The 435-nt window shown below is 45.5% G+C and carries 1 protein-coding gene; it reads left to right on the forward strand.

Features of this window, described 5'->3' with window-relative positions:
* Positions 1-132 precede the first annotated feature (132 nt).
* A partial coding sequence (locus A6M21_RS03195; protein ID WP_282434526.1) for a PEP/pyruvate-binding domain-containing protein occupies positions 133-435 on the forward strand: 303 nt, incomplete at its 3' end.

Below are 435 nucleotides of genomic sequence, written 5' to 3' on the forward strand. Positions count from 1 at the left end.
GGAATGCCGAACTGGCTATGATCGGGGTTTAGACGGTTTAACTTTGACGATACCTTGAGAAATACCTATAACGTATTGATTTATTCAAAACGTTTTTGATAAAATGCGCGTAATATGGAAAGGAGAATCTGTATGAATCCTTATGTGCTTGGTTTTCAGGAAATCGACAAAACCAAGCTTTCGAAGGTCGGGGGCAAAGGCGCCAACCTGGGGGAACTGTCCAGGATTCAGGGTATACAAGTGCCGGAGGGCTTTTGCGTTACTACCGAAGCATATAAAGAAATTACCGGGAATAGCGAGGAGTTTAATTCGCTGCTGGATCAGTTGTCCCATCTCAAAGGGGACAACAGGGAAGGTATTAGTGAGATCAGCGCCAAAACCCGTAAGGTCATCGAAAAAATAGCTATTCCGCAGGGGGTGGGGTGGACCCATTTG

It is taken from the genome of Desulfotomaculum copahuensis (genome assembly GCF_001655685.1).
GTDB lineage: Bacteria > Bacillota > Desulfotomaculia > Desulfotomaculales > Desulfovirgulaceae > Desulfotomaculum_G > Desulfotomaculum_G copahuensis.